This is a genomic window from Paenibacillus sp. sgz302115, from assembly GCF_056120445.1.
The window spans coordinates 214,204-235,952 of the sequence record NZ_JBVYOK010000001.1 but is presented as its reverse complement, the minus strand read 5'-3'; the positions used below and the strand labels follow the sequence as shown (position 1 = coordinate 235,952).

The 21,749-nt window shown below is 52.3% G+C and carries 21 protein-coding genes; 2 read left to right on the top strand and 19 right to left on the bottom strand.

All coding sequences use genetic code 11. The features are described from left to right. Positions 1-6 precede the first annotated feature (6 nt). The 12 genes from ftsY to AC0LWN_RS01010 form a co-directional block, all read right to left on the bottom strand. Complete coding sequence (gene ftsY / locus AC0LWN_RS01065) at positions 7-1,005, bottom strand: signal recognition particle-docking protein FtsY (protein WP_474662804.1); 999 nt, start codon at positions 1,003-1,005, stop codon at positions 7-9. A gap of 52 nt (positions 1,006-1,057) precedes the next feature. Then, a complete protein-coding gene (smc, locus tag AC0LWN_RS01060) occupies positions 1,058-4,627 on the bottom strand; it encodes a chromosome segregation protein SMC (protein ID WP_474662803.1) in 3,570 nt (1,189 codons plus the stop codon). A 247-nt stretch (positions 4,628-4,874) separates the two neighbouring features. Next, complete coding sequence (gene rnc, locus AC0LWN_RS01055; protein ID WP_474662802.1) at positions 4,875-5,579, bottom strand: ribonuclease III; 705 nt, start codon at positions 5,577-5,579, stop codon at positions 4,875-4,877. Between the two features lie 12 nt (positions 5,580-5,591). After that, on the bottom strand, positions 5,592-6,830 hold the full coding sequence (gene fabF, locus AC0LWN_RS01050) for a beta-ketoacyl-ACP synthase II (protein ID WP_474662801.1): 1,239 nt from the start codon (positions 6,828-6,830) through the stop codon (positions 5,592-5,594). A gap of 196 nt (positions 6,831-7,026) precedes the next feature. Next, complete coding sequence (locus tag AC0LWN_RS01045) at positions 7,027-7,260, bottom strand: acyl carrier protein (RefSeq protein WP_019911228.1); 234 nt, start codon at positions 7,258-7,260, stop codon at positions 7,027-7,029. Between the two features lie 122 nt (positions 7,261-7,382). Next, entirely contained in the window at positions 7,383-8,132 is a 750-nt protein-coding gene (fabG, locus tag AC0LWN_RS01040; RefSeq protein ID WP_458965261.1) for a 3-oxoacyl-[acyl-carrier-protein] reductase, read from the bottom strand. Positions 8,133-8,180: 48 nt separating this feature from the next. Continuing rightward, the gene (gene fabD, locus AC0LWN_RS01035; RefSeq protein WP_474662800.1) at positions 8,181-9,104 is read right to left on the bottom strand and encodes an ACP S-malonyltransferase; all 924 of its coding nucleotides are present in this window, start codon (positions 9,102-9,104) and stop codon (positions 8,181-8,183) included. A 33-nt stretch (positions 9,105-9,137) separates the two neighbouring features. Continuing rightward, positions 9,138-10,127, bottom strand: a complete 990-nt coding sequence (locus AC0LWN_RS01030; RefSeq protein ID WP_474662799.1) for a beta-ketoacyl-ACP synthase III — start codon at positions 10,125-10,127, stop codon at positions 9,138-9,140. 8 nt (positions 10,128-10,135) lie between these two features. Next, positions 10,136-11,125 (bottom strand): phosphate acyltransferase PlsX, encoded by a 990-nt coding sequence (gene plsX / locus AC0LWN_RS01025; RefSeq protein ID WP_474662798.1) that lies wholly within the window; start codon positions 11,123-11,125, stop codon positions 10,136-10,138. Beyond that, positions 11,109-11,705, bottom strand: coding sequence for a transcription factor FapR (gene fapR, locus AC0LWN_RS01020; protein WP_458965257.1), 597 nt, complete (start codon positions 11,703-11,705; stop codon positions 11,109-11,111). The genes plsX and fapR overlap by 17 nt, the downstream gene beginning before the upstream one ends. Before the next feature lie 268 nt (positions 11,706-11,973). Continuing rightward, on the bottom strand, positions 11,974-12,147 hold the full coding sequence (gene rpmF / locus AC0LWN_RS01015) for a 50S ribosomal protein L32 (RefSeq protein ID WP_019911234.1): 174 nt from the start codon (positions 12,145-12,147) through the stop codon (positions 11,974-11,976). A 52-nt stretch (positions 12,148-12,199) separates the two neighbouring features. Then, positions 12,200-12,721: a YceD family protein gene (locus tag AC0LWN_RS01010; RefSeq protein ID WP_458965256.1), complete on the bottom strand. Its 522-nt coding sequence runs from the start codon at positions 12,719-12,721 to the stop codon at positions 12,200-12,202. A 147-nt stretch (positions 12,722-12,868) separates the two neighbouring features. On the opposite strand from AC0LWN_RS01010, the gene AC0LWN_RS01005 reads away from it, so the two are divergent. After that, positions 12,869-14,107 carry a tRNA(Met) cytidine acetate ligase gene (locus AC0LWN_RS01005; protein ID WP_474662797.1) on the top strand — a complete coding sequence of 413 codons (1,239 nt, stop codon included), beginning with the start codon at positions 12,869-12,871 and terminating at the stop codon, positions 14,105-14,107. Here AC0LWN_RS01005 and AC0LWN_RS01000 read toward each other — a convergent pair. After that, a complete protein-coding gene (locus tag AC0LWN_RS01000; protein ID WP_474662796.1) occupies positions 14,097-15,134 on the bottom strand; it encodes a SepM family pheromone-processing serine protease in 1,038 nt (345 codons plus the stop codon). The two genes, AC0LWN_RS01005 and AC0LWN_RS01000, sit on opposite strands and share 11 nt — an antisense overlap. 175 nt (positions 15,135-15,309) lie before the next feature. Here AC0LWN_RS01000 and AC0LWN_RS00995 point away from each other — a divergent pair, with 175 nt between their 5' ends. After that, entirely contained in the window at positions 15,310-16,542 is a 1,233-nt protein-coding gene (locus tag AC0LWN_RS00995; protein ID WP_474662795.1) for a nucleoside recognition domain-containing protein, read from the top strand. Here the strand turns inward: AC0LWN_RS00995 and coaD are convergent. The 6 genes from coaD to AC0LWN_RS00965 form a co-directional block, all read right to left on the bottom strand. Beyond that, positions 16,514-17,032 (bottom strand): pantetheine-phosphate adenylyltransferase, encoded by a 519-nt coding sequence (coaD, locus tag AC0LWN_RS00990; RefSeq protein ID WP_474662794.1) that lies wholly within the window; start codon positions 17,030-17,032, stop codon positions 16,514-16,516. The two genes, AC0LWN_RS00995 and coaD, sit on opposite strands and share 29 nt — an antisense overlap. Further along, positions 17,016-17,624, bottom strand: a complete 609-nt coding sequence (gene rsmD / locus AC0LWN_RS00985; protein WP_474662793.1) for a 16S rRNA (guanine(966)-N(2))-methyltransferase RsmD — start codon at positions 17,622-17,624, stop codon at positions 17,016-17,018. Before rsmD ends, coaD begins: the two co-directional genes overlap by 17 nt. A 378-nt stretch (positions 17,625-18,002) precedes the next feature. Then, positions 18,003-18,383: a hypothetical protein gene (locus AC0LWN_RS00980; protein WP_474662792.1), complete on the bottom strand. Its 381-nt coding sequence runs from the start codon at positions 18,381-18,383 to the stop codon at positions 18,003-18,005. 93 nt (positions 18,384-18,476) lie between these two features. Next, the gene (locus AC0LWN_RS00975; RefSeq protein WP_474662791.1) at positions 18,477-18,941 is read right to left on the bottom strand and encodes a ferritin-like domain-containing protein; all 465 of its coding nucleotides are present in this window, start codon (positions 18,939-18,941) and stop codon (positions 18,477-18,479) included. A gap of 102 nt (positions 18,942-19,043) precedes the next feature. Beyond that, a complete protein-coding gene (gene cysK, locus AC0LWN_RS00970) occupies positions 19,044-19,982 on the bottom strand; it encodes a cysteine synthase A (protein WP_474662790.1) in 939 nt (312 codons plus the stop codon). 19 nt (positions 19,983-20,001) lie between these two features. Then, a complete protein-coding gene (locus AC0LWN_RS00965; RefSeq protein WP_474662789.1) occupies positions 20,002-21,711 on the bottom strand; it encodes an alpha/beta fold hydrolase in 1,710 nt (569 codons plus the stop codon). Between the last annotated feature and the right edge of the window lie 38 nt (positions 21,712-21,749).

Genomic DNA, 21,749 nt, shown 5'->3' with positions numbered 1-21,749 from the left:
TTGTTATTACTCCTGCTCTTCGTTCTGCGTTTCTTCGGCAATCATGCCGGCGAATAGAGCGTGGACAAATTGAGTGGAATCAAACGGCTGCAAATCCTCCATTTTCTCCCCGAGACCCACCAGTTTCACCGGCAGGTTCATCTCTTGACGGATCGCGACGACAATTCCACCCTTGGCTGTACCATCAAGCTTGGTCAGCACCAGACCGGTAACACCGCTTTTTTCTCCAAAAAGCTTGGCTTGCGTCAGAGCATTCTGCCCTGTAGTCGCATCAAGCACCATCAGCACTTCATGCGGCGCACTTGGAATTTCGCGCTGAATGACCCGGAAAATCTTGTTCAGCTCTTCCATCAGATTGCTCTTATTCTGCAGCCGGCCTGCGGTGTCACAGATCAGCACATCCACGTTGCGCTGCTTGGCAGCTTGAACGGCATCGAACATTACTGCAGCCGGATCAGAACCCGCTTGCTGCTTGATTACGTCCACGTCAGCCCGCTGGCCCCATACTTCCAACTGTTCAATGGCTCCTGCACGGAAGGTGTCGCCTGCGGCCAGCAGAACCTTTTTACCCTCTTGCTTATAGCGGTGAGCCAGCTTGCCGATGGTTGTCGTCTTGCCGACTCCGTTCACGCCAACGAACAAAATAACGGTGATCCCATCCGGATTTTCCTTCAGGCTATTATCATCATCGCCACGAAGCAGCTCCATTAGCTTACGGGAGAGAATTGGCTGAAGCTCCGAGGCATCCTCAATCCGCTTCTGCTTCACTTCGGCACGCAGCTCTTCAACCAGTACCATGACCGTGTTCACACCAACGTCTGCCCCGATCAGGATCTCTTCTAATTCCTCGTAGAACTCTTCATCTATTTTTTTGCGGCGGATAATGAGATCCGATACCCGCTCAACGAACCCTTTGCGTGTCTTCTCCAGACCGTCGCGGAACTGTTTCGTAACACTTTCCGTTTTGCCGGCGATGCTTTCTTTCAATTTTCTAAAAAAGCTCATATTGTTCCTCCTAAAAGTTTTATCAGCCAAGGCATCAGCGCATTACTGCTTACTAGGCAATCTCCGCTTCCTCATCCTCCAGCTTAACAGAGACTAGCTTGGATACCCCGCCTTCTTCCATCGTCACGCCATAGAGCACATCCGCTTCCTCCATCGTGCCTTTGCGGTGGGTGACAACGATAAACTGCGTTTGCCCCGAGAACTCCCGCAGGTATTGGGCGAAACGCACAACGTTGGCTTCATCCAGCGCCGCTTCAACCTCATCCAGTACGCAGAACGGCACTGGCTTAACCTGCAGAATCGCGAACAGCAGTGCCATTGCAGTCAGAGCCCGTTCTCCGCCGGACAACAACTGAAGGTTTTGCAGCTTTTTACCTGGAGGCTGTGCGACAATATCAATCCCCGTATCAAGCAAATGCTCGGGGTCAAGCAGCATCAGATCCGCCCGGCCGCCACCGAACAGCTTTGTGAAAACCGTGCCAAACTGGCGGCGGATCGCATCAAAGGTCAGCTTGAAGCGTTTGGACATCTCCTCTTCCATCTCACGAATTACATGGTAGAGGGTGGTTTTGGCCTCCACCAGATCATCCTTCTGTCCGCTGAGGAAGGTATACCGTTCATGTACACGCTGGTATTCCTCAATCGCACCCAGATTAACCTCGCCTAGAGACGAAATGCTTCGTTTCAGCCGCTGCACCTCCGCCTGTGCCGCCGGCACATCCTCAGGTACAGGATAACGCTGCTTCGCCAGCTCATAGCTTAGCTCATAATCGTCGCTCAGCTTGCGGAGAATATTATCCAGCTCGACATCCAGCCGCCCTACGGCAACCTCCGTTGAGCGGAGCTTGTCTTCGACTGTTCTCAGTGCTTGCCGCTGATCTTTGGTCTCCCCTTCGGCAATTTCCAGCTTGCGTGTCAAGGCTGCACGTTCGGCTCTTGCCAAATCAAGCTTAGCGGCTGTATCTTCTTTCTTCAGCTTGTAGCTGTTCAGGTCTTCTTTCTGCTTCACGGCTTCACGGGCGTTTTCTTCCAAATCCTGTTCGATAGTCATCAGGAGGCTGCGGCTCTGGCGCAGCTCTTTATCCTGCGAGCCGGCATCCTGCCTCATCCGCCGCAGCTGCTCTTCAAGAGAGAAAATCTCCTGATCCTGCTTGCCCTCTGTCACCTTCATGCCGGTCAGCTTACTCTGCAGCTCTTCCTTGGCCGACTCGCTGGCCTTACGGGCTGTCTCGGCATTGCGGATCTCCTCATGCGCGGTCTTCTCTTCCTTCTCCAGCCGCTCCAGCTCGGCGACCGCCTGCTTGCGGCTTTCTTCCAGCGTGCGTACCTCGCTCTCAAAGCTGCTGCGCTCCGCCCCGGCGCCTTCCACCTGCTCCTGCACGTGGCGAAGCTCCTGCTCAAGCTGCTTCAAGTCACCGGAGACACGCTGTTCCTCCAGGCGTTTCTCATCCCCGTCATGCCGCAGCTCTTCCAGCTTCCGGGCAGCATTCTCCTGCTCCTCCCTCAGACGGCTGATCCCCTGCTTCAGCTTGGAGATTTGGCGCTCGCTCTCCTCGATCTCGCTGAACAACTGATCCAACTGACGTTTGCGGCTTAACAGGCTGTTGTTCTTCTTGTGCTGGCTGCCCCCGGTCATGGAGCCGCCTGCATTAACTACATCGCCTTCCAGTGTTACCACTCTATAGCGGTACTGGCACTTAGCGGCGATCCGGTTCGCCTGCTCCAGACTTTCAGCAATTACCACATTGCCAAGCAGGCTTCCGACGATGCTTGCATACTTATCTGCAAATCCCACCAGCTCAGAACCGATCCCGACAAAACCGTCCGCGCCTGCCACCATACTAAGGTCGCTTCCGCTAATCTGCCGGGGCCGGATGACATCCAGCGGCAAGAAGGTAGCCCGTCCAAGCTGGCGCTGCTTCAGAAAAGCAATCGCTTGCCGGGACACGGCTTCGTTATCCATGACCACATGCTGCAGCGAAGCGCCCAGCGCGGTCTCAACGGCCATCTCCAGCTTCTCGGGAACCGAGATAAGCTCCGCGACAGCGCCGTGTACACCGCTCAGTTGGCCTTTGCGCGCTCCCTTCAGCACCTCTTTGACTCCGAGCATGAAACCATCGAAGTCATCCTGCATTTCCTTCATCGTCTCATGCCGGGACACCTGGGCTTCGCGCTTCTGCTCCCATTTGCGCAGTCCGCCTTGTGTCTCCTCCAGCAGCTTCTGGCGTTTACTGGTCTGCTCGCTCTCGGTAATGTACGCATTACGGAGTGCGCCAATCTCTTTGCCCAGTCCGGCAATCTTATCCTTAAGCCCTGTATGGGCGGAAGTCAACTCCTGCAGGCGGGCAGTCCATTTGCCGCTTTCTTCCTCGCTGCGGCTCATTCGCCGCTCCAGGCTCTCCTTCTGCTGGTCCGCATAACGAATTTCGTTGCGGGCCTGCGCCATCAGGTTCATCAGCTCCAGAAGAGCGCTCTTCAGCTTTTCTTCCTTGCTCTGGCTGATACCGCCGCTGACGCCCTCCAGCCGGGATTCCTCATCTGCGATCTGCTTCCGCAGCTCCTCCAGAGCCTGCCGGGTCATCTTCAGCTTATGCTCCAGCTCCGCAAGCTCGCGCTGCCGGTCGGCTGAACGCTCGCCTACAGAACCGAGCGTAGCCATAAGCTGCTCCCGGTTGTTCTCCAGGTTGCGTCTGCGTTCCTTCAACAGCTCGCCGTACCCTTCGCTTTTTTCGTTGGCTTCACTGTACCGCAGGAGCTGCTCCTGCAGCTTCTCTACTTCTTCCTCCAGCGTCCGAAGCTCGGAACGCCCGCTTTCCAGCTTGGCATCATGGGCCGAGACAACGGTAGACAACTGAAGCTGTTCGCTGCGCAGCACTTCCAGCCGGTCATTGCCTTCCTTCCAGGCGGTATGTATCCCTTCGATCTGATGGACATATACGGAAATCTCCAGTTGCTTAAGCTGCTCCCGCAGCTCCTTGTAGCGGATAGCCTTCTCGGATTGATCCTTAAGCGGTCCGATCTGATCTTCCAGCTCACTGATGAGGTCATGAATACGGAGCAGATTCTGCTCTGTTTCATCCAGCTTGCGGCCGGCGTCTTTCTTACGTGATTTATATTTAACGATACCTGAGGCCTCTTCAAATATGCCGCGGCGATCCTCGGAACGGGTACTGAGTATTTCTTCGATCCGGCCTTGTCCGATAATTGAATAAGCCTCGCGTCCGATCCCGGTATCCATGAACAGCTCTGTGATATCCTTCAGCCGGCAAGCCTGCTTGTTGATTAAATATTCACTTTCACCACTGCGGTGCACACGGCGCGTTACAGTCACTTCGCTGAAATCCAGCGGCAGCGCGTGATCCTCATTATCCAGCGTCAGCGACACTTCACCGTAATTGACCGCTTTACGCGCATCGCTGCCCGCAAAAATAATATCCTCCATCTTGCCTCCGCGCAGCGACTTGGCGCTTTGTTCGCCCAGCACCCAGCGTATGCCATCGGAAATATTGCTCTTCCCGCTGCCATTCGGGCCTACTACGGCTGTAATGCCGCGCACAAATTCCATTTCCGTTTTATCGGCAAATGATTTAAAGCCAGCTAATTCAATCCGTTTCAAAAACATAACTCGCCTATCACCTCTGCCCCATTATACCATAGCGTTTTAAAGCCTAAAATAGCCCTTGAAACCGAAGAAACCATTGATCTCATGCAAAAATTCCTACCTCAGCACTGATTCGAAAAAGAGCAGCAAAGGTCTGACCTCCGCCTCTGCGCCGGCATTCAGACCACTTGCTGCTCTCCTCCGTCTGCTACTCTATGCAGCCCCATTAACGCGGGCCTGATTTCATCTTATCTTGCAAAATCAGCACTCATGCGCCATCTTCCTTCAGATGTAAAAGTGCCGCCGCCGCAGCCTGCTGCTCCGCTTCCTTCTTGGAACGGCCGCTTCCTTTACCCAGTGACTGGCCCGACATATACACTTCAGAGACGAATTCCCGTTCATGTGCCGGTCCGCGTTCTTCAATAATCCGATATTCCAGCGTACCCAAACCGTGATGCTGTATCAGCTCCTGAAGCTCCGTCTTGAAATCGCTCATCTGCATTTGCAGCTTACCGTCCGTTTCCACCAGCGGGAACACATGATTATCCAGAAACTTCCGGGCCGTTTCAAGGCCCTGGTCCAGATAAAGCGCTCCCACGAAGGATTCAAACACATCGGCCAGCAAGGCCGGGCGGGTTCTGCCGCCCGTAAGTTCTTCCCCTTTACCCAGCAATACATAGCGGCCAAAGCCCAGGCTCTCCGCAAATCTGACCAGTGAAGGCTCGCATACAATTGCAGCCCGCAGCTTGGTCAGCTCTCCTTCAGGTCTGTCCGGCAGCAAGTTGTACAAATATTCTGACACCGTAAGCTCCAGAACCGCATCGCCAAGAAACTCCAGACGTTCGTTGTCCTGGTGCTGGTTGAAACGGTGTTCATTCACATAAGACGCGTGGGTAAAGGCCTGCTTCAGGAGTGCAGCATCGTGAAATTGGATTTGAAGTTGGCTTTGTAACTGCTTCAGGTCTCCTTTCACTGCACTGTCCCCTTACTGATTGTATTTTTTGAGAATAACAGTCGCGTTATGTCCTCCGAACCCGAATGAATTCGACATGGCGATGTTAAGCTCTGCTTGGCGTGGAACATTAGGAACATAGTCCAGATCGCATTCCGGGTCGGGATTGTCCAAATTGATGGTTGGAGCAATCATGTTCTTTTGCAGAGACAGTCCGCAAATAATCGCTTCCACGCCTCCGGCAGCACCAAGCAAATGGCCTGTCATTGATTTGGTGGAGCTGATTGCAACCTTATAGGCATGATCTCCCAGAGCCTTCTTGACGGCAGTTGTTTCCGACCGGTCTCCTACAGGCGTGGAAGTACCATGCGCATTAATGTAATCGACCTCTTCAGGTGCAATGCCGGCATCGCGGATTGCCATCTTCATGCAGCGTGCCGCACCATCCGGATCAGGCTCAGTCATGTGATGGGCATCAGCGCTCAGTCCATAGCCAATAACCTCCGCATAAATCTTCGCCCCGCGCTTCTCGGCATGCTCCAGTGATTCCAGAATCAGAATACCGGCACCCTCCCCCATGACAAAACCGTCACGGTCAACGTCAAACGGGCGGCTGGCCTTCTCAGGCGCATCGTTGCGTGTAGACATGGCTCTCATTGCACAAAAGCCTGCCATCCCTGTCGGACGGATCGTTGCTTCAGAACCGCCGCAGATCATCGCATCCGCATCTCCGCGCTGGATCAGCCGGAAGGATTCCCCAATGGAATGGCTTCCTGTTGCACAGGCTGTCACTGTTGTCGTATTCGGGCCTTTGGCTCCGAAACTAATGGATAGCTGGCCTGAACCCATGTTCGCAATCATCATCGGAATAAAGAACGGGCTGACCCGTTTCGGGCCTTTTTCCAGAAGAAGGTTGTGATTATCTTCCCAAGTGCCCAGACCACCGATACCGGAACCGACGGATACACCGATTCTGTCCGCATCAATGTCTTCACCGATCTTAAGTCCGCTGTCCTTTAACGCTTCTTGGCCGGCAGCCAGGGCAAACTGGACAAACCGGTCCATCTTGCGCGCTTCCTTGCGGCCGAACAACGCTTCGGGATCAAAATCTTTAATTGAAGCTGCAATTTGGGTAGGGTACTCACTGACATCAAAGGAATCAATCGCTGATACTCCGGATTTGCCGCTCATCAGATTATCCCAGAACGTATCCAAATCCTTACCCAATGACGTCATCACGCCCATACCTGTAACAACCACTCTATGACTCAAACGCAATCACCCCATCTGTAGGCTGTATCTTCTTAAGTAGAAACTATATAAACTTCAGCCGCCGCATGATTGTACAATCAGCGGTTCTGTTATTTTCCCTGTAAAGGTGCAGCTCGCATCCTCCGGCATCGCCTTGGCGCTATAAAATGAGGAGAAGTCCCGCCCTGAAAGGAACGGGACTCTCAATCATATGACTCTAGGTATGAGATTGTATGTACTTCACAACTTCACCCACGGTCGTAATCTTCTCTGCATCTTCATCAGAGATTTCCATGTCGAATTCATCTTCCAATTCCATAACCAATTCTACAACATCAAGAGAATCAGCACCTAAATCATCTTTGAAAGACGCTTCTAATGTTACCTCAGCTTCATCGGCACCTAAGCGGTCGATGACAATGCGTTTTACACGCTCCAATACATCGGACATCCGGTTCACCTCCTCTTTTGGTATTATACGAGATATGAAGTCAAAATACCATAGAGCACCAAAAACGCTTTCCGGCCGCCCCGCTTCTCTTCCCCCGTAACATTTTTACTGCTTTTTTGGCCTTACATGTACATTCCGCCATCCACGTGAAGTGTCTGGCCTGTCATGTAGGTTGCCCCTTCCGAGGCCAGGAATACAACCGCCATAGCAATGTCCTCCGGCCGCCCAAGTCTGGCAAGGGGAATCCCCTTCTCATACTCGCTGCGGACTTCATCGGACAGCGCATGCGTCATTTCGGTGTCGATAAACCCGGGAGCGATGCAATTCACCGTAATCCCCCGGGAAGCCAGCTCGCGTGCAGCCGACTTAGTCATCCCAATGATACCTGCTTTGGCGGCAGAATAGTTCACCTGACCGGCATTCCCGATCACGCCAATAACCGAAGAAATATTGATGATCCGGCCGTAACGCTGCTTCATCATCGGGCGGGTAACTGATTTCAGACAGTTGAACACGCCTTTGAGATTCGTTTCGATGACCTGGTCAAATTCTTCTTCCTTCATCCGCATAATGAGATTGTCGCGGGTAATACCGGCATTATTGACAAGAATGTCAATCTTGCCCCAGGTGTTAATGACCTCTTTTACCAAATCCTCCGCCTGCTGGCTGTTGCCGACATCGCCTTTGAGGGCAATGCCCTCCGAGCCAAGCTCGTTGATGCGGGCCACAGTCTCCTGCGCCGCCGCTTCGTTACCGGAATAATTCACGGCCACCTTCACGCCATATTCCGCAAGCAGCAGCGCAATACTGCGGCCAATGCCGCGTGATCCGCCTGTGACAAGTGCCGTCTGGCCTTTTAATGCTGAGAACATGCTATATTCCCCCTTCATCCATTCCACTCACTTTGGTTATACCGGAGCTTACAAGCCCGCCTGTGCACTTTCCAGACTGTTAATATTGACAACCTTGACGTTCTTGTCAATTTTACGGATTAAGCCTGCCAGCACACTGCCGGAGCCGATCTCCACGAAAGTATCCACTCCCGCAGCAATCAGTTGTTCTACGCTGTCCTGCCAGAGCACCGGCGAGAACACCTGACGCACCAGAAGCTCACGGATTTCTTCCGGATCTGTAACCGGAGCTGCCGTGACATTGACAACCACAGGCACAGCAGGAGCATTAAAGGTTACTTTCCCCAGTTGGGCAGCCAGCCGCTCCGCCGCCTCCTTCATTAAGGAGGAGTGGAAAGGGCCGCTTACTTCAAGCGGAATCGCCCGTTTGCCGCCGATTTCCTTGACGCGCTCAACAACGGCGTTGACGCCAGCAAGGGAACCGGAAACGACAATCTGTCCAGGGCAGTTGACGTTAGCCAGCTCGACAGGATTGCCTTCCTCCGAAATGCTGCGGCATAATCCAGCCAATGCCTCGCGCTCTGCACCAAGCACTGCCGCCATAGCGCCTTGTCCGCCCGGAACCGCCTCTTCCATGAAACGTCCGCGCAGGCGCACCAGGCTGACAGCATCCTCATAAGACAGCACTCCGGCGGCTACCAGGGCGCTGTATTCGCCCAGACTGTGGCCGGCAACATAATCCGGCTTCACTCCGTGTTCACGAAGCGCCTCCAGATAAGCTACGCTTGTCGTAACAAGTGCAGGCTGTGTATTGGCTGTCTGTTTCAGCTCGCTGTCCGGTCCTTCAAAAATAAGGCGGCTCAGCGGAAACCCAAGCACCTCATCGCCCTTCTCAAACACCGCACGGCTGTGTGGAAGAGCATCATATACATCTTTACCCATACCGACTGCTTGTGCACCTTGACCGGGAAAGATAAATGCGATTTTACCCATAAATGTGAACTCCTTCTCGTGAGGTCTCAGGAATTACCAGATCAGTACAGAAGCGCCCCATGTGAGACCGCCGCCAAAGCCGACCATCAGCACAGTGTCGCCTTCCTTCATCCGGCCTTCTTCTGCTGCTTCAACCAGCGCTAACGGGATGGATGCTGCAGATGTATTCGCGTATTTGTCAACATTGATTACGCATTTCTCAGGCGGCAGCTCCAGGCGCTGCATCGCGGATTGAATGATACGGATATTTGCCTGATGCGGAACGAACAGATCAATATTCTCTTTGCCGAGTCCCGCTTTGGTAAGAACGCGTTCTGTAGCCGTGCCCATAACCCGCACTGCGAATTTGAAAACTTCACGGCCGTTCATATAAATGAAATGCTTCTTGTCTTCAATGGTCTGATGAGAAGCCGGCAGACGCGAGCCGCCCGCTTCCATCTTCAGCAGACTGCCGCCGGAGCCTTCCGCGCCAAGATCAAAGGACTGGAAGCCTCTTCCTTCCGGAACCTCGCCGATAATAACGGCGCCGGCACCATCACCGAACAACACGCAGGTGTTGCGGTCCGTATAATCCGTAATCCGCGACAAGGTGTCCGCACCGATGACCAGAGCATTGTTATACATGCCATTCTGGATAAAACCTGTTGCCGTTGCCAGACTGTATACGAACCCGGAGCAGGCTGCCGACAAGTCGAATGCCGCTGCACCTTTCGCTCCCAGCTTGTCCTGCAGGATGCAGGCCGTTGAAGGGAAGGTGCTATCCGGGGTAACGGTCGCTACTATAATAAGATCCAAATCTTCAGCCTTCATGCCTGCTGAATCCAGCGCCTTGAGCGCGGCTTCGTAAGCCAGATCCGAGGTTGCTTCATGCGGAGCGGCAATGTGCCGTTCCCGAATCCCTGTACGGGTGACAATCCATTCATCATTGGTTTCGACGATCTTCTCAAGATCGCTGTTCGTTAAAATTCGCTCAGGCACATACTTTCCTGTGCCGATAATCCCTACCGGGCGCAACTGTTTCATGTTTTCACTCACTTCCCGCTAATTTCCTTGGATATGCTGGATACCAATTCCGCTTGCAATGCAATCCGCGCTTGTCTGACTGCATTCTTCACCGCATTGCCGTCAGATGAGCCGTGTCCCTTCACTACCAGTCCGCTCAGACCAAGAAGCGGCGCACCACCGTGCTCCTTGTAATCCATTTTGCCTTTGAGGCCTCTAAGCTCCGGCATCAGCAAACCCGCACCCAGCTTAGTCTTGAGAGACTTGCTGAATTGCTCCTTCAGCAGTGAGAACATCGCTCCTGCCGTACCTTCCATTGTCTTCAGCAATATGTTGCCGGCAAAGCCGTCGCAGACAAGCACATCGCAGCTTCCTGTCAGCACATCACGGGCTTCAACGTTGCCGACAAAATGGATGCCCTCCAGTGCTTCCAGCAGCGGATAGGCCTCCTTGGTCAATTCGTTGCCTTTGCCCGGCTCTGTGCCTACGTTCAGTAGTCCGACACGCGGCTTAGACATACCGTGCACCTTCCTGCGGTAGATACTGCCCATCAGTGCGTATTGCACCAGATGCTGCGGCTTCGCATCCATATTGGCTCCAAGATCCAGAGCCAGCACACCGACATCATCCAGGGTCGGAATCATCGGGGCCAGCGCAGGACGCTCTATACCCTGCATTCTCCCCACGATCAGCAGCCCCGTAGTCATCAGGGCGCCGGTGTTCCCGGAGGAAATCATCGCATCCGCTTCACCATCGTGCACCATGCGTCCGGCAACCACCATGGATGAATCCTTTTTACGGCGGACCGCCTTCACCGGCTCTTCATCGGAACCGATCACATCCCCTGCATGACGTACAGTCACATTGGACGGTTTATTCTTTAGCAGCGGTTCAAGCCTGGCTTCGTCGCCGACAAGAACGATCTGCGTGTCACTCCATTCCGCGGCTGCGGACAATGCGCCTTCTACATTGCATTCGGGTGCGTTGTCCCCACCCATCGCATCAATGGCGATCAGCACTGCGGTTTCCCCCTTCGCTGTATTCTTCAACTGCGGACCGGTATACTACGAAATGGCCCTGAAATACCAGTTCTTCTCCGACATAGGTAAATACGTCCACTTCAGCTTTGCCGTTCCGGCCTGCGAGTGAACGCACCTGCGCTTTGGCAATACATTTCTCACCCAAACGGACCATTCGGACAAAACGGATATCGGCGGAAGCCGTCAGGGCAATCTCGTCATTGATAACCGCAACCGCCAGCGAGTTGGCTTGGGCAAATACATAGTGGCCGCGGGCAATACCGTTTCTGGAGAACACATGCTCCTCACGGATCTCAAATATGGAAATACCGCTGCGGTCCAGCTGTAAGTCTACAATATCACCGATCACTTCGTCTGCAGGCAATGAGCGCACCTGATCATAAGAATGCTCTGCCATCTGCTTCATCCGCTCGCGCAGCTCGGGAATCCCCAGCTCCATCCGGTCCAGCCGGATCGTCTGAATGCTGACTTTCAGCTGACGGGTCAGCTCCCGGTCAGTCACAAAAGGATTGCCTTCGATGATCTGCAGCAGTTGTTGCTGACGCTCTTTCTTGGACATCCGCTCTATGGCGGCTCACCTCCTGGCACATGCAAAAAAGCATTCGGCCGTGAGAATGGCCGCTGTCGTAATAGCTATATGGTTATAAGTAACATTTAGAACCAGGTACTAATATGTAGTATAAAGCATGCCGCTGCAAAAATAAAGCATTGACTTCAAACCATTAGACAAATCCGGCTCCGGTCACTGTTCTATTATCCAAAACATTCTTCTATTTTCAAAAAAAATAACACCTCACCGGCAGATGAGGTGCTACTTTTATTAAAAACTATTGTTTGATGATCTCTCTTGCTTTGTAAGTTCCGCAAACTTTACATACGTGGTGAGCCAGCTTCAGCTCTCCGCATTGTTCGCATTTCACCATGCCCGGCACAACCAGTTTGAAGTGGGTGCGGCGTTTGTCACGGCGTGTTTTGGACGTTCTCCGTTGAGGTACTGCCATTGTGTTACACCTCCTAGTTCCGTTTTAACCCGTTATCACTCGGGATTTGTTCTTAGTCATCTTGCTTGGTAAAGAATCCTTTCAACGCAGCGAGTCTTGGATCGACCACTGTGTTGTCGCAACTGCAGGTGCCTTCGTTCAAATTTTGTCCGCATGTCTGACAAAGACCAAGACAGTCTGCCTTGCACAATACCGAATCCGGCAAGTGCAGTACGAAGTTTTCTTCCACGAACGGGACAAGATCCACAATCTCATCCTCGATGTAAATGAGATCCTCATCTTCATCTTCGGGAAGAAGCGGCTGCTTAAGCCATTTGAAAGTCTCAGCAAAAGGAATATTCAATTTACTGTTAACCTCTGTAAGGCAACGTGCACATAACATGTCCACATTCCCGTTCAATTTCCCCACCACGTTCACACAATCGGTGCCCGCGGGCAGCGCTTTAAGGTCCACTGAAAGTGGTGCAACAGCAAAAATATCCTTTCGCCCCTTGACAAGCTCACTGACATCCATAGTTTCCTGAATATGCAGAGGCTCGTCGGCATTAGCCAATTTGCGAAAGTGAATCTTCATAAGTATCACTCCAAACAAACAAAATTTATTATACCTATCATTACCGAACTTTGTCAACCGTTTTCCCTTTATATTGTTTCAAAGAGACAGACAAATTATGATATAACTAATCAGAATCCCATTATCCAGATACGGAGTGAATATAGCGTGACTACTGTTGGCATTATTGCAGAGTACAATCCATTACATAACGGACATGTTCACCACTTTGAAGCGTCCAAAAAATTGTCCGGAGCGGACAGCGCGATTGTGGTCATGAGCGGTCCGTTCACCCAGCGCGGCGAACCGGCGGCAGTGAGCAAGCAGGCCCGCACGGAGATGGCGCTCCATATGGGCGCCGACCTCGTGCTTGAACTGCCGGTGGCGTATGCCGTTCAGCCGGCGGAATGGTTCGCCTTCGGAGCAGTGGCATTGCTGGAAGCGACCGGGGTCGTGGACAGCTTGTGCTTCGGCTCCGAAGCAGGCACTTTGAGCGCGCTGCTGCCGCTGGCCGGATTCCTGGCCGAAGAGAGCAGCGCGCTCCGGGGCGAGATCCGCCGACGCATGGCGCTCGGAGCGAGCTTCCCCGCCGCCTACAGCGCAGCGGCGGCGGCGGCCTGGGAGGGGTCTTTCATGGGAGATGAAAGACCCTTCGATGCGGCCGAGTTGTTGCGCCAGCCGAACAACAGCCTCGGCCTGCACTATCTGATCGCGCTGCGGCGGCTCGGCAGCGCGATTCAGCCGCTAACCGTGCCGCGTACCGGCGCAGGCTTCCATGAACCGCTGCAGAGCGGTTCATCCATTGCCAGTGCCACTGCAATCCGCAGGCTGCTTGCAGAGGGCGGATCGCCTGCGGCTTATATGCCGGAATATAGCATATCCATCTTGGAGAGAGAGCATGCGGCAGGCAGAGGTCCGCTGAATCTGGAGAGCTTCCGGATTCAGCTTCGCCATTTGCTCTCTACCCGCACAGCTTCTGAGCTGCGCGTTCTGCAGGATATGAATGAAGGACTGGAGCACCGGCTGCTGCGGATTCTTCCGGCACTGCCCCAGTTCTCCGTAAGCGGCCTGCTGGAAGCGCTGAAAAGCAAGCGCTACACCCACACCAGACTGCAGCGTCTCCTGCTCCATGTTCTGCTGAATCACAGCAAAGCAGAAATGACACCCGCTAAGCTAGCACAAGGACCCGGGTATATCCGGGTCCTTGGCTTCCGGGAGAGCGGGCGAAAGCTGCTCAAGAGAATGAAGCACAGCGCAGCCTGGCCTGTTGTTACAAGCCCTGCCCACTTCTCCCATCCTATGCTGGAATGGGACCTGCAGGCAGCGTCCGCTTATGCGGGAGCGTTCACTAATCCGCTGCGTACAGATCTGTACCACGATTATTTACAGCCGCCGGTCAGGGTTTGACCGGCAGCTCCTCCATATATTTCAGCGCTTCCGCCAGCGTAGATACAGGCACAAGCTTCATTGACGTGCCTATTGCATCCGCCTTGGCCTTGGCTTCGTCATAATTTTTGACCGGCACGAAGAAAATCCCCGCCCCTTTCCGGTCCGCCGCGACGATCTTATGCTTGACTCCGCCAATTGCTCCTACAGTACCCTCAGCATCTATAGTCCCTGTACCTGCGACCCGATGGCCTTTAGTTAGATCACCAGGAGTCAACTGGTTATAAATCTCCATCGTGAACATCAGGCCCGCTGAAGGTCCGCCGACGTCCGTACTGACAAAGCTGACGGTTTTCCCTGGCGCTTTGGGCTCCACCTTTTGAACGGCGCCGATAACAACTCCAAGCCCTGGCTTAGACGCACCAGTCTTGGTATCCTTAACCTCAACGAGCGTGACTTGCTCCTTCACTTCTTTGCCTTCCCGCTGCAGCACAACCTCTGCCTTATCACCGACTTTCCTTGATGACAGAAGGGCGGATAGAGCCTCAGGACCACTTAAAGTCTGTCCTTCAACGCTGATGATTTTATCGCCAGGCTTGAACTGCTCCTGATTGCCTGTTACCGGGACCGAAAACACAAACAAATAATCCACAACGTCTTCATAGGGGATATTGGCCGCATGGTAAGCCGCCTGTACAGCATACGACTGCGAGCTGTCCATGTAATAGACCTGTTCAGCCGCATACTCCTGCTCTGTTTTATCCCCCAGACGTGCCTCTTTAAGGACAATTTCGGCATTGGAATTAAATACAGAAGCGATCAGCAGGGCCACATTGGCGTAACTCGCGGACACCGTGGTCATCATGAACGTCCCCCGTTCACTAGAATCGGCATTCTGTACATGAATCATCGGAGCCACCTCGGAGGCACTGCCCGGTTGATAAACAATGTAAGGCGTATTCATAAAAACAACCACATAGAGAATAACCACGAATGTGAACAAGTAGGCTGTGGCGCGGAATCCTACCCGGCGTTTCGGTTGCCTCACTGCTTTTCCCTTCTTTCCCACGGCACTATGCTGTACATTCTGTGTGAACTTATTCATTATCCTTGGATTTTAATAAAAGCAAGCGTTTCGACTGAGGCATGATGGTTGTCTCAACTGCATAAATTGATAACAGTCTTAAGGCTATTGTCTATGCTATGAAGAGGTGATGCTCAAAATGAATAACTTTAAAATACACCGGATAACCACAGCTTCTGCGCCCTTCCTGGGCGGAAGCGTCGCCATTCTGCTCGCCATTGCCATCGTCTCGGCGCCGGAGTCCGCATTTGCAGCATCCCTGCAGGGTCTTAAGCTCTGGTGGACTATCGTTTTCCCGGCCTTGCTGCCCTTCCTGATCCTGTCCGAAATGCTGACCGCCTCAGGTCTGGTGCACGGCATAGGTGTGCTGCTGGAGCCGCTCATGAAGCGGCTGTTCCGGCTGCCGGGAGCCGGCGGCTGGACGCTGGCGCTGGGAATGGCCGCAGGGTTTCCCGCCGGAGCCGGCGGGGTGATGCAACTGTACAAACAAGGCAGCATTACGGACAAGGAGGCCGGACGGATGGCCGCGCTGGTCCATTTCGCCAGTCCGGTTACCTTGCTTATCGTGGTGGGCGCAGCCTTTTTGCACAATCCTGCAGCGGGGTATGCCCTGCTGGCCATTCACTGGCTTGCAGGACTGGCCTCAGGCTTTACCGCCGCTCTGCTTGGCGGACAATCAAAGAAGCAAGCTGTATCCCCTAAAACAGGGACAAACCGCAAACAGGCCTCTTTGCTGAAACGTGTACATCTTGCAGCCTTAACAGCCCGTTCACAGGATGGCCGCAGCTTCGGCAGGCTGCTCGGTGAATCTGTTGGTTCCGCAGTGCAGAATCTGATGATCGTTGGCGGCTATATGATTATATTCGCTGTAGTCATCAATATTGCCTCAACCGTATTTCCGCAGTTGCCTGCGGCATTGCCGGCAAGTCTGCTGGAGATTCATCTTGGCGCAAATGCCCTTACTTCTGGAGGAACAACGGCTGATCTCTTAGACTCCTCGGGCATCATTGGAGCAGCTATGCTGTCTGCAGCCCTGGGCTGGAGTGGAATTTGCGGACAATTACAAGCATTAACGGTACTGAAACAGGCCGGAGTCCGTTTTTTGCCTTTTGCCGCCGTCCGGCTGCTGCACGGGACATTCGCCTTCCTGTTCACTATGCTGCTGTGGAAGCCGCTATTGAACTTACACCCGGCTGTCCTGCCTGCGGTTGCAGCTCCAGAAGCCGACTGGCCCTCCGGCACGCTAAATCCTTTGACCGTCTGGAGCACTCTGCCGCAGCTGTTTGGACTGCAATCGCTTCTGTTGCTGCTATTAGCAGCTCTCTCCGGGGCCGTTTATGTTATTACTTGGCTCCGCCGTCCATCCGGTTGAATTTGAGCTTCATTGCCTGTTCCACCTCTGGCGTCACAAAATCCGAAACGTCCCCTCCAAAATGGGCAATTTCCTTGACTACGCTGGAGCTAAGATAGGAATATTTAGGATTAGTCATCATAAATATCGTTTCGGCGTCAGGGTCCAAATTATGATTGATGGATGCGTTCTGCAGCTCATACTCGAAATCGGTGACCGTGCGGATTCCCCGGACGATCACCTGGGCATCCTTTTGCCGGACATAATGAACCAGCAGGTCACGGAAGCTGTCTACCTCCACATTCGGAATGTCCACAGTAGCCTGACGCAAAAGCTCCGTACGCTCTTCAACCGAAAATAGCGGATTCTTGCTTAAATTGTTAAGTACGGCAACAATCAGTCTGTCGAACTGTTTGGCTGCGCGTTGAATAATATCCATATGTCCCAGCGTCACCGGATCAAAGGTTCCAGGATAGATGGCGACACGTTCTTTTCTAATTTGCAGACTCATCATTTCCCTCCTTACCGCTCTCTTCTTCGTGAAGAGGCGCGGCTTCAAACTCATAAATAGATACTGTTGTCTCTCCATATACAGCCTGCCGCGTTCTATAGAATCCCGGAATATTCTCCGGGTATTCATAGCCCGATTCATGTTCCAGCACGATAACCGCGCCCAAGCTCAGCAGTCCTTTCTGAACCATTGTCAGCATCAATTCATCCCCGTGCTTCATCCGGTACGGAGGGTCCAGGAAAACAAGATCAAATACCCTTCCGCGTTTCTCCAGTGCACTTAAGGCCCGTCCGGCGTCATTGCGGTAGACCTCTGCCTGCCCCTCCAGCTTGGCCGCCTTCAGATTCGCGCGTATAGTATCAATGCTCTTTTGCTCCATATCCACAAAAACCGCGCTATCCATTCCTCTGCTCAAGGCTTCAATCCCCAAGCCGCCTGTCCCGGCGAACAAATCCAGTGCAGCTCCCCCTTCAAAATAAGGGCCAATCATGCTGAATATCGCTTCTTTCACCTTGTCAGTTGTAGGCCGCGTTCCGTTGCCCGGAACACTTTTCAAAGGTCTGCCCTTTGCACTTCCCGATACAACTCTCACCAATCATTCACCCGCTCTTGTATCTCTGTTAGTTATGCCGTATAAGGCATAAGTCCAAGCCTATAGTACCACAATTGTCCGTTGAAATAAAAAGAATGTCTTTATGTGTCATATTTAGGGGACGGCAGATTTTTTCAGACTGTCTATGTATAAGAATGGGACCTCAGGGACATCATGTAACTATCGACATCACAAAATGTCGTAGACAACCGCGGAGCAGGCTTACGTTTCCCCATAAGCTCTTCGTCCGGTTTCTCCTCTCCCATGAAAGGGCACCCCGAAAGGGGTGCCCGATTTTATGCGTATAACACCGTTAATCCGTAATAATTTGGTTACAAAAAGAAAAGCCCGGCACCTGACCGCGCCGGACTGGTAAAGTTATTTGATTCGCTTAAGCTGGGCTTCCTGTTCGATGGACCGGGCCGAGAGCAGTTCAATAATCCGATGCTGATTCTCAAGAATGGATTCTATATTGATAACCCGTTCATTCGTTTCTAACACAGCACGTTTAATCAAATGCTGATCTTCTTCAATACGGCTAAGACGCTCATCAATTTGTTCAAAATGTTCATCAAATTGGCCAAGTCGCTCATCAATTTGTTCAAAATGCTCATCAAATTGGCCAAGTCGCCCATCTATTTGGCCGAGATACTGATTCACACCGTTCAATCTTTCATCCGTCCGGTCCAACCGTTCATTCACAGGAACTAATTCTTCCCGTATAACCGACCGCAATAATTGCACCAAATCATTATCCATGCGCTCCGCTCCTTCAAACTTAATATATAGATTGTATCAAAATCAAACTGCTTATACTAGTTGAGAAATTAGGGCGTTCACATGCTATTACCTTTATTTGTTTTTGGCGTACAGCCAGTTATAATAACCGGCATGCTTGATCTCGTCCGTCATAATCTCGAAGATCCAGTCCCGGTACAGGGGATTGATATGCAAATACAGGGTACGGTATTTCTCAAACGCTTTTAGCTCACCTAAAAGTGCTTTTTCAATGCCCTCCAAATAACTTGCCGGCAGCTCTTCAGCTGCTTCTTCCACAGCCGGAGGAGCCATTCCGGTTAACCGGGTATATAAGTTTCTGAACATAGCCCTGTGTTTTCTTTCGTCATTGCGGATGCTGATAATGACCTCTCTTTCCTGCTCAGTGGGGGCAAGTTTGATAAGAAAGTCATAGAACACTTCATCGTTACGTTCACCTTGAATGGATTGCTCGATCAGCTTAAGCACCATATCATCGTTCCGATAATACACCCGGTTGGCCAGATTGGGGTAAACAGCATAATAAGGTTGATAATTCATTTCAGATGACACCGCCTTAGGCTAAAGTACGAACACTGGTTACAGGATATTCACCCATAAACCAAAGGGTACCTGTCAGCTATGGCGGGCCGATTCAATCTGTCATCCCTCATCTTCAAAAAGCGGTGTAGACAAGTATCGTTCTCCGGTATCCGGGAGAATGACAACGATATTCTTACCTTTATTCTCCGGACGTCTGGCGATCTCAGCAGCGGCGTATACGGCGGCCCCGGATGAAATACCCACAAGCAGGCCTTCGGTTCTGGCAATGCTCCGTGCTGTTTCGAATGCAGCCTCATTCTTCACCTGAAAGATTTCATCGACAACTCCATAATTGAAATTATCCGGCACAAAATTGGCTCCGATGCCCTGTATCTTGTGTGCGTTTGGTTTCCCTCCCGATAGAACTGGTGAATCCGCTGGTTCAACGGCAATGATCTGTACATCCGGTTTTCTTGCTTTCAGAACTTCCCCGACACCTGAGACAGTGCCCCCCGTACCCACTCCCGCCACAAAGATGTCAACTTCACCTCCGGTATCTCTCCAAATCTCCTCTGCAGTAGTCTCACGGTGGATCTGCGGATTAGCCGGATTGCTGAATTGCTGGGGAATAAACGAATGGGGCGTCGCGGCCGCCAGTTGCTCGGCTTTTTTGACCGCACCAAGCATCCCTTCAGCTCCCGGAGTCAGTACCAGCTCCGCGCCAAGTGCTCTGAGCAGCTTGCGGCGTTCCACACTGAACGTTTCCGGCAGCACAATGATCAGCTTATAGCCAAGAGCGGCGGCTGCAAAAGCAAGGCCAATTCCTGTGTTTCCGCTTGTAGGCTCGATCAGAACTGAATCCTTATGGATCAATCCTTTGGCTTCAGCATCTTTGATCATAGCAAAACCGATACGGTCCTTAACGCTTCCTGCCGGGTTGAAATATTCCAGTTTGCCGATCAGTCTGGCCGGGATCTGGTGGATTTTCCCGTAATTCGCTAACTCCAATAGCGGAGTGTTTCCAATCAGTTCTGTCAGGTTCTTCGAAATATTAGGCATGTTTACCCCTCCAATAAAATTACTGATGCGCTTTAATCCATTCACCAATATCGGTAATTACCTGTGAATCTACCATGCCGGGAATATTATATTCTGCAGTTGTTCCTGCACCCGCTCCATCATAATTGACGAAGAAATGATTAAGGCCCGGGTACAGCTTAAATGAAGCTGCGGCATCACCTTTCAGAACTTCCTTCCAAAGCGGGAAATCTGTGTCCGCATAGACCTGGAAATCATCACTGCCCTGGAGTACAAGCACCGGCTTGGTCAGCTTTCGGGCCAGATCCGCCGTACTATGTGAATCCATCTCCTTGAAATAATATGCAGGAACATTGAACACACTTGGAGCTGCCAACGCTTGCTCAAGGGTTAACGCAGACAATGATTTTGCTTTGGTAAGTTCAGCATCGAGTGCTGCATTAGCCTGTGCCTTGAGCGGATTGGCGTCATCCATTGTATTAAGGACGGCCTTGTTCTGGTCGTATATAATTTCCCATAGGCTTCTCGGTGAGCCTGCCAGCAGAATCAATCCGGCAAAATCTCCGCCATCGGCATCAATTCTCGGTGCCAGCATTCCGCCAAGACTATGACCGGCCAAGTAGACTTTACCAGGGTCTAACCGCTTGTCCTGCTTAAGCAGCTTGGATGCGGCAATGGCGTCCTCCACCGTTTCTTCCTTAACAGTTATACGGGCCCCCGCAGCTCCTGTAAATTCCTGAGGATACGCATGAGTCCGCTTATCGTAGCGAATGACGGCAATGCCTTGCCGGGCAAGTCCATATGCAATATCCCTGAATGGTTTATACGCATAAGCAGTTTCGTCATAATCCGAAGCGCCGGAGCCTTGGACGAGAACTACAGAAGGCAGCGGATGAGCCGATTTCTTGGGAAGTGTAAGCACGCCTTTGAGCGGATGCGCGGTCCCTGCACCAACAATAACCTCCTCCTCTGTTACTCCCTCTGGAAGCTTAAGCTCCGGTGCTGAGGCAGCAGGAGGCGAGAACAACAGGCCGATAATTTTGCCGCTGCTGTTGACGGCTGTTGTAATGATCAGATCCCCCTTGGCAAAAGAAGCAGTGCCCGCAATGGAAATCTTGCCATTCTCGTTGTGGCTGGATACGTCACTCACCTTGATGAACTCTCCATAAGTAGCAGCCATACCCTCCCAAGCCTGCTTAAGCGCTGCTGCCGGAAGGGCTTTTTTCACGTCCTCACTAAAATAACGCTGCGATAGTACCTCATATTTTCCCTTGGCAAGCAGCCCTACAACCGTCTCCGAGTAATTTTGTGGAGTGTTCACTGCGGCTTGGGCTGAGGCTGAATCATACGATGTGACTAAACCCATAGCGTTGAATAATGCTAGCGGGACATAAATGCGGTTGTTCTGCTGAACAGCCTTGCCATCAATTACAAGCTTGTCCTTTCCGTTAATGATCACTTCACTGCCGCCCAGCTTCAGTGTTAACTGCTGCCCGTTGCGGCTTAATTGCAGAAGCTTGTCTTTCTTACTATAAGCAACTTCCAAACCAAGCGCTTTACCTGCCGTACCAATAGGTACCATTACTGTATTTCCGGTTACATAAGGGGCTCCGCCGGCTGGAAACTTCAGCACCTCATTGTCGACACTGAATTTCACCGTAGTCCCTGCCCCATGTGCGGCTGGTGCCGGCCAAGACCATACCCCCAGCAGCAGAATGCAGGCTAAGAAGAACGTTATTCTTTTGTTCATCCCAATAATCTCCTCTCTGAAATTACATCCTCTTCTAA